The sequence below is a fragment of the Candidatus Eisenbacteria bacterium genome (assembly GCA_013140805.1).
Classification (GTDB): Bacteria; Eisenbacteria; RBG-16-71-46; order RBG-16-71-46; family RBG-16-71-46; genus JABFRW01.
Window position 1 is genome coordinate 1 of record JABFRW010000081.1, and the last position, 7,666, is coordinate 7,666.

8 protein-coding genes are annotated in these 7,666 nt (G+C 68.7%); 4 read left to right on the forward strand and 4 right to left on the reverse strand.

Going from position 1 to position 7,666, the window contains the following annotated elements; all coding sequences use genetic code 11:
• Both HOP12_07175 and HOP12_07180 read right to left on the reverse strand, forming a co-directional pair.
• Nucleotides 1-198 (reverse strand): transposase (locus tag HOP12_07175; protein NOT33936.1); only part of this gene is annotated, 198 nt, incomplete at its 3' end.
• Nucleotides 199-310: 112 nt separating this feature from the next.
• Nucleotides 311-1,273 (reverse strand): glycosyltransferase, encoded by a 963-nt coding sequence (locus HOP12_07180; GenBank protein NOT33937.1) that lies wholly within the window; start codon nt 1,271-1,273, stop codon nt 311-313.
• Nucleotides 1,274-1,345: 72 nt separating this feature from the next.
• Here HOP12_07180 and HOP12_07185 point away from each other — a divergent pair, with 72 nt between their 5' ends.
• From HOP12_07185 to HOP12_07200, 4 genes are read left to right on the forward strand one after another with little or no spacing between them, the layout of a single operon-like run.
• Nucleotides 1,346-2,710: an NAD(P)/FAD-dependent oxidoreductase gene (locus HOP12_07185; protein ID NOT33938.1), complete on the forward strand. Its 1,365-nt coding sequence runs from the start codon at nt 1,346-1,348 to the stop codon at nt 2,708-2,710.
• A 23-nt stretch (nt 2,711-2,733) separates the two neighbouring features.
• Entirely contained in the window at nt 2,734-3,165 is a 432-nt protein-coding gene (locus HOP12_07190) for a hypothetical protein (protein NOT33939.1), read from the forward strand.
• Nucleotides 3,166-3,184: 19 nt separating this feature from the next.
• The gene (locus tag HOP12_07195) at nt 3,185-4,597 is read left to right on the forward strand and encodes a class II fumarate hydratase (GenBank protein NOT33940.1); all 1,413 of its coding nucleotides are present in this window, start codon (nt 3,185-3,187) and stop codon (nt 4,595-4,597) included.
• Nucleotides 4,598-4,620: 23 nt separating this feature from the next.
• Nucleotides 4,621-5,574, forward strand: coding sequence for a pyridoxal-phosphate dependent enzyme (locus HOP12_07200; GenBank protein NOT33941.1), 954 nt, complete (start codon nt 4,621-4,623; stop codon nt 5,572-5,574).
• A gap of 86 nt (nt 5,575-5,660) precedes the next feature.
• On the opposite strand, the gene HOP12_07205 is transcribed toward HOP12_07200, so the two are convergent.
• Both HOP12_07205 and HOP12_07210 read right to left on the reverse strand, forming a co-directional pair.
• Nucleotides 5,661-6,953, reverse strand: a complete 1,293-nt coding sequence (locus tag HOP12_07205) for a TlpA family protein disulfide reductase (protein ID NOT33942.1) — start codon at nt 6,951-6,953, stop codon at nt 5,661-5,663.
• A partial coding sequence (locus HOP12_07210) for a transaldolase (protein ID NOT33943.1) occupies nt 6,950-7,666 on the reverse strand: 717 nt, incomplete at its 5' end. The genes HOP12_07205 and HOP12_07210, both read right to left, overlap by 4 nt.

Below are 7,666 nucleotides of genomic sequence, written 5' to 3' on the forward strand. Positions count from 1 at the left end.
ACTCGTGGCGCAAGAAGTACGGCGTCCGCGGCGCTTGCGACCGACGCCGTACTTCTTGCGCCACGAGTAGTACGTGACCGGCGTGACGCCGAACTGCTTCTTCACCGCTTCGGCAGTGAGACCGCCGCTGGCGGCCGCCTCGAGAATTTTCTTGCGCTCGGCTTCCGAGTAGCGTGTCCGCTTTTTGCGCGCTGCCATGAGGCCTCCACTGAGATCGGGGGGATGTGTGACCGCGGCAGCGTAGTCTTGCAATTGGTGTCAGTCAATCCAATCGCGACTCGGCGCGTGTCAAAGGCTGAACGCCTAACTTCTATCCGGTAAATATGAATTGCGATAGCTCGTTCCATCCGTGTTTCACGAGCGCCGCCCGCCAGCGTTCGCGAGCCGGTCGCGCGCCGAAGGCGAGCACCAATGGGGGAGAGAGCGTCGCGAGCGCGGCAGCGCTCGGTCGGCCGAACGACCGAGTCGAGACTCGACACCCGTCCTCCTCGAGCGAGCGGCGCCAGTGTTCGAGCGTCGCGCCGACCGCGACCAGCATGACGTCGCGTCGGTGCGCGAGAAACCCGGAACGCAGCGCCGCGAGCCGCAGTGCCCGGTAGGCCGCCGGGCGGTAGCGAGGATCGCGGTGTGTGGCGCTCGCGGCGTGCCGTCGCCACCCGTACAGCACGCGCGGAAGCTTTGCGAAGCGCGCTCCGTCGCGGAACAGCCGCAGCCACAGGTCCACGTCTTCCGCCCAGCCCCGTTCGATCCAGCCGCCCGCGCGTTCGAGTGCCGCCCGGCGTGCCATGAGCGTGCCGTGGGCGAGCGGACTATCGATCAAGGCTTCGCGTTCCATTGCTTCGTGGGTCAGCAGGGCATCGTGCCAGCTCCGCCACCGGCGCATGCCGGCGCCAACCTGAGAATCGGGAAACAGGCGCAGGCGGGTTCCCAGCACGTCCAGCGCCGGATCGGCTCGGAAGGCCGCGCGCTGGAGTGTGAAGCGCTCGCGATGCGAGACGTCGTCGGCATCGTGCCGCGCGATGACATCGGCTCGCGCGGCGGCGAATGCGGTTGCGAGTGCGGTGGGCAGGCCACGCGCCGGAGTATGAATGACCCGTAGCCGCGTTTCGCGCCCGGCTTCGCGATCGAGCCATTCCGCGCTGCCGTCGCGCGAACCGTCGTCGACCGCGACCACTTCGAAGTCGCGGAAGCTCTGACGCCACAGCGACCGAAGTGAAGCCGGCAGCCACGCGCGCGCGTCGCGCACCGGCACGAGTACCGAGAGTTCGCACATCGCGCCACGCTAGCAGAGGGTGCGCGGTTCGGCCTCGCGCGCGCGAGCGGGGCCGGGAAGGGCCATGCTATCGTGCCGCACATGGCGGGTCGTCGGCTGGTGATCGTGGGGGGTGGCTTCGCGGGACTCGACGTGGCGCGCGCGATCAGTCGTTCGCGTGCCGCGCGCGAGTACTGGGATACCGTTCTGGTCGACAAGGAGAACTTCTTCCAGTTCAATCCGCTGCTGCCGGCGGTCGCGGTCGGGGCGGTCGAGACGCGCCACATCGTCTATCCGCTGCGCGAGATGGCCCGGCATCGCCACGTGCGCTTCTACAAGAACAAGGTCACCTCGATCGATCTCGAGCGTCGCACGCTTCACTTGCACAACGACCTCGAACTGCCGTTCGACGCACTGGTCCTGGCGCCCGGAAGTGTTTCGAACGACTACGGCATTCCGGGCGTGGGTGCGAACACGCTTCCGTTCAAGACGCTGTTCGACGCGATGACGCTGCGTGCCCGCGTGGTCGAGCTGTTCGAGATGGCCGAGCAGGCTGAGACCGTCTCGCAACGGACGCGGTTGCTCTCGATCCTGGTGATCGGCGGCGGCGTCACCGGCGTCGAAGTCGCGGCTGAACTGACCGAGATGGCGACCGAAACGCTGTTGCCGCGCTATCCGAACCTGCTGCGCTCGCAGGTTTCGGTCACGCTGGTCGAGGGCGGCGACCGCCTGGTGCGGGCCGCACGTCCCGAGCACTCACGCTATGTGACGCGTCACCTCGTGAAGCGTGGCGTGCGGCTGCGCCTCGATGCGCGGGTGCAGCGAGTCGAGCCGCACGCGGTGGTGCTCACCAACGGCGAGGTCCTCGAGGCATTCACAATCCTGTGGACGGCGGGCGTTCGCCCGCCCGATTTCGTCGCCGCGCTGCCCTATCAGAAGGCGAAGGACGGTCGGGTGCTCGTGGACGAGCAGCTGCGCGCGGTGCGCCACGACGGCACGCCGGACCCCCACGTCTACGTGCTGGGCGATTGTGCCGCGTCGCCGCGAGTCGACGGCAGCTTTCAACCCGCGCTGTCTCAGACCGCGGTCGCGATGGGGACGCACGTGGGCAAGCGACTGGTGGCCGAGGCCGAGGGCCGCGAGCTCGGACCCTTCGATTTTCGAGACAAGGGCTACATCATCTCGCTCGGCAAGCACAGCTCGGTGCTCGAGCTGTTCGGAGTGCCGCTGTCCGGTCGGCTGGCGTGGCTCGCGTGGGCCGGCGCCTACCTGATCAAGATGGTGGGATTTCGCAAGCAGATTGAGGTCGGGCTCGACCACCTCATGCATTTTGTATTCGAACACGATACCTCTCAGATCATGAGCCGCAGCCAGATCCTGAGCGATGAGGAACTGAATCTGTCACTCGACTCCGATGCGCCCGCGCGCCAGTCTGCGGCACGCACGCGCGCGTCCTGAGTATCGATCGAAGGGAGTCCGAGATGCCGACCCGCAACCACGCCGACGTCCGCTGGGATCCGGCCGGACCGACCGGCTTGCTGTTCACCGCGACCGGCGGGAGCGGCGGTCGCTTCGTCATGGAGAGTGGTGCCGGCCACACGCATGCAACGCCGGTCGAGGCGCTGATCGCGGCACTCGGCGGCTGCACTGGCATGGACGTGATCAGCGTGATGCGAAAGAAACGTCAGGACGTGGTGAGCTACGAACTGCACGTCGAAGGCGAGCGTCGCGACGAGCATCCGCGGATCTTCACGAGCCTCGAGGTCGTTCACCGTTTCCGCGGCCGCGATCTGGATGCAGCCGCGATCGCGCACGCGATCGAGTTGAGCGCCACCAAGTACTGCACGGTCCACGCGATGCTCGCGACGGCCGGGCTTTCGATCACCAGCCGTTTCGAAATCGAAGCACTCTGAACCCGAGGATCGCACTTCCATGTCATCCGAAACTCCGAAGTTTCGAATCGAGAAGGACAGTCTCGGCGAGATGAAGGTCCCGGCCGCGGCTCTGTGGGGACCGCAGACCCAGCGCGCGGTCGAGAACTTTCCGATCTCGGGCCAGCCGCTGCCGGGCGAGTTCATTCGCGCACTCGGGCTGATCAAGGCAGCGGCGGCGCGCGTCAACGCCGAGCTCGGCCTGCTGGCTCCGTCACTCGCCGCCGCGATCGAGGCCACTGCGCTCGAGGTCGCCGAGGGGCGCTGGACTTCCGAGTTCCCGATCGACGTGTTCCAGACCGGGAGCGGAACCAGCACCAACATGAATGCGAACGAGGTGATCGCGCACCTCGCTTCGCGCACCTCGGGGCTCGAGATCCACCCCAACGATCACGTGAACTTCGGACAATCGAGCAACGACGTGATTCCGACCGCGCTCCACGTCTCCGCGGTTCGCGCCATCGAGCGCGAGCTGCTGCCGGCGCTCGAGCGCCTGCGCGTGGCCCTCGACGAGAAGGCCCGCGCGTGGGACGGCGTCCTCAAGACCGGGCGGACTCACCTGATGGATGCCACACCGATCCGGCTCGGCCAGGAGTTCTCGGGCTACGCGTCTCAGATCGAGCATGGCATCGTGCGGGTGCGGGCGACGCTTCCCGATCTGCGCGAACTCGCGATCGGCGGGACCGCGGTCGGGACCGGCATCAACACGCATCGCGAGTTCGGCTGGCGGATGGCGCGCGAACTGTCGCGCATGGCCGGTACCGAGTTCGAGGAGGCGCGCAACCACTTCGAGGCCCAGGGCGCCCAGGACGGCGCCGCGTGGGCGAGTGGCGCACTGAACAGCGTGGCTGCGAGCCTCATGAAGATTGCGAACGACATCCGGCTCATGAACAGCGGGCCGCGCTGCGGGATCTCCGAGATCACGCTGCCTGCCGTCCAACCCGGCTCGAGCATCATGCCGGGCAAGGTGAACCCGGTGATCTGCGAGGCCGTGATCATGGTCGGCGCCCAGGTCATGGGCAATCACGTCGCGTGCACGGTCGGGGCCCAGTGGGGGCAGCTCGATCTCAACACGATGCTGCCGATGATGGCGCGCAATCTGCTCGAGAGCGTCGAACTGCTGGCACGTTCGTGCGACGTGCTGGCCGAGAAGGCGGTTCGCGACATGGTCGCGAATGTCGAAACCTGCGCCGGTTACATCGAGATCTCGCCGAGTATGGCGACGGCACTGAACCCGCTGATCGGCTACGACCGTGCGGCCGAGATCGCCAAGCGTTCGTTCAAGGAGCGCCGCCCGGTCCGTGAACTCGCCGGCGAGATGACCACACTGACGAAGGACGAGATCACGCACGCACTCGACCCGCGCCGTCAGACCGAGCCGGGACTCGAGATGGGCGGCGGGGCCGGCGGTTGAGCGGCTCGGCGGACGACGCGGCGCTGCTCGTGCTGCTCGCGGAGGCGCGCGAACGGCTCGCGGGCGTCGCGCATCGCACGCCGGTCGTCACCTCGCGCACGCTCGATGCCTCGACCGGCGCGCGGGTGTTCCTCAAGTGCGAAAATCTGCAACGCGGCGGGGCGTTCAAGTTCCGCGGCGCGCACCACACGATCTCTCGGCTCGACGAAGCGACGCGCTCACGCGGCGTGATCGCGTTCAGCTCCGGCAACCATGCGCAGGCGGTCGCGCTGGTGGCGCAGCGCTTCGGGGTGCCGTGCACGATCGTGATGCCCAGCTGGGCGCCGAGCGTGAAGCTCGAAGCGACGCGCGGCTATGGCGCCAGAGTGGTGTTCTACGACCAGGTCGGCGAAGACCGAGACGGGCTGGCCGAGCGGCTCGCGCGCGAACGCGACCTCGCGCTGATCCCTCCGTTCGATCATCCGCACGTGGTGACCGGTCAGGGCACGGCGGCGATCGAGCTGATCGAGGAGTCGGGCCCGCTGGATCTGCTCGTCGTTCCAGTCGGCGGCGGGGGCCTGGCGTCCGGCTGCGTGCTCGCGATGCTCGCGCACTCGCCCGGCGGGCGCGTGATCGGGGTCGAACCGGATGCCGGCAATGACGGCGTCCAGTCGTTTCGAAGCGGGACGCGCGTGCGGCAGGTGTGCGGCGAAACAATCGCGGACGGCGCGCGCACGCCGAGCCTCGGAGTGCGCACATTCGATCTGCTGCGCCGTCATGCGCAGGACCTGATCAGCGTGCCCGACGAAGCGTTGCTCGAGGCGATGCGCTTCGCCTTCGAGCGGCTCAAGCTGGTGATCGAGCCGACCGGCGCGCTGGCGCTCGCGGCGGTGCGCTCGGGGAAGATCGAGACACGCGGGCGCCGCGTCGGCATCATGCTTTCGGGCGGCAATGTGGACCCGGCGCTGTACGCGAACAGCCTCTCGCCGCGCGCTTAGTCGCCGCGCGCCTGGTCGCGCCGCGCGCCTGGTCGCCACGGCGAGTCGGCGCCGCGAGCGTTCGAGCCTCTTCGGTCTCGGAGCGACTACTCCAGGCCGGCGCGAGCGAGGGCGGCGCGCATGGTGCCTTCGGCGTGTGCTCCCACCAGGTGCGCCTTGATCACGCCGTCGGTGCCAACGATGACGAATGACGGAATCGCCGTGGCGCCATAGAGCGACGCGACCGCGCCATCGCGATCGAGCAGCGTCGTCATCGAGAAACCGCGCTGGGTCATGAAGTTGGCGGCGACGTCGCCTCGCTCGCGCAGATTCACCGAATAGACGACCAGGCCGCGCCCTTTGAACTCGCGCGTCAGTCGGTCGAGCGCCGGCATGGTCATGCGGCACGGCCCGCACCAGGTCGCCCAGAAGTCGAGCAGCACGACCGAGCCCCGGTGTTCCTCGAGCTTGTGAAGCGCTCCGTCGACGTCGGCGAGTTCGAAGCCGGGTGCCGATTGCCCGGTGAGATCGAGTCGATTGGATCCGGGGCGTTCGAACGCGAGCACCTCACGTGCGCCGGCCGGCGGCGTGAAGGCGAACAGGCTGTCCAGGAGTGATGCCCCGAGCTGAACGCGATCGAACGTGACGTAGCGTTCCTCGATCAGCGTCCGATCGCCCATCGCGCGCTCGGTACGCAGGCCGTGGCGAACGATCACGCTGTCGGCGCGGGACACCCACACCTCACGCTTCACTTTGGCGGTGTCGCCCTTCGCGGGGGCGTAGCTCGCGAGCAGCACGTCACAGTGCTGCACCCCGGCCTCGGTGTGAACGGTGTCGGCGCGCAGGAGCCGGACGCTCTCGAGTCCGTCCAGTGCTCCAGCCGCCGGGCCCAGGGCGAGCGAGCGAACGCCCGGAGTCGCATCGCCTCGGTGCATGCGGCCGAGGCTATCGAGCGCTGGTGTCACCCCGCGGTGGCGAGTGTACTGGCCGAACGAGCCGATGAAGCTGGAGGTGTAGTTCCCATCCGAGAGCGTGAGCGACTCCGTACCGTTCTCGTAGATCTCCTCGCGCGAGCGCCCGCCCGGTGCGCCGGCGAGCTCGAACGTCGCGGAGGCAGATTGGGACTGCGCGCCGAGCTGCGCCGCCTGGCGATAGACCCCATGCACCCGATAGGTCCGATCTGCCGACCATCGCGATGCCGCGGCGCGCAGCAGACCCATGGCCTTGGCATGCACGGCCGCGCCGCCGGACGCAGGCCTGGTCCGCCGCGCGCTCGTGCCTCCCGATGGACGCGCGGTCGTGCCCTTGCCGGTGGTGGGTGCCGCCGCGAGCATCGGCAGCGGGATCACCGCCAACAGGGCGGGCAGCAGCAGCGCGAACGCGATCGTTCGAAGCTTCATCGCGCCACCCCGGCGGAGCCGGCGCTCACCGCACGTACCAGCATCTCGAGTGCGCCGTCCGGATCGCTTCCCAGATTGAGCCGCACCACGCGTCGGCCGCGCCGCTCCAGGACCTGGTAGTCGCCGGCCGCCTGAGCGATCTGCAGCTCGCGAAATCCGTAGCGCTCTCCGGGGATCTCGAGCGCGGGCTCGAGGCTCGCGAGCTGCAGGAAGACGCCGGTCGAAGGGCCGCCCTTGTGGAGCTGGCCGGTCGAATGCAGGAAGCGCGGACCGTAGCCGAGCGTTGTCGCGGCGCGCGTGCGATCGCGCAGCGCGTGACGCAGGCGCTCGAGCGCCGCGTGACGCGGGTCGGTGCGGGCCAGGTAGGCGAGGATCGCGACGTAGTCGCCGGATCCGACCAGCGTCGCGAGTCCGGCCGCGATCGCGAACGGATCCGACACCGCGACGCCGTGCGCGGCAAGTGCGGCCAGCACCTCCGCCGGAGCGGCCGCACTCACGTCGCCGGCGGTCGCGACCACCGCGGGCGCCGCGAGCGTTCCGGTGCCGAGGAATCCGTCGAGCACGGTTGCGGTCGCCTGCTTCGCCTCGGAGACGTTGGGCTCGTCGAACGGATCGACGCCGAGCACCTGCGACGCCGCCACGGTCGCGATCTCCCAGCGCGCGAACTCGGCGCCGAGCTCGGCGAGACTCGAGCGTTCCCAGCGGATGACCGG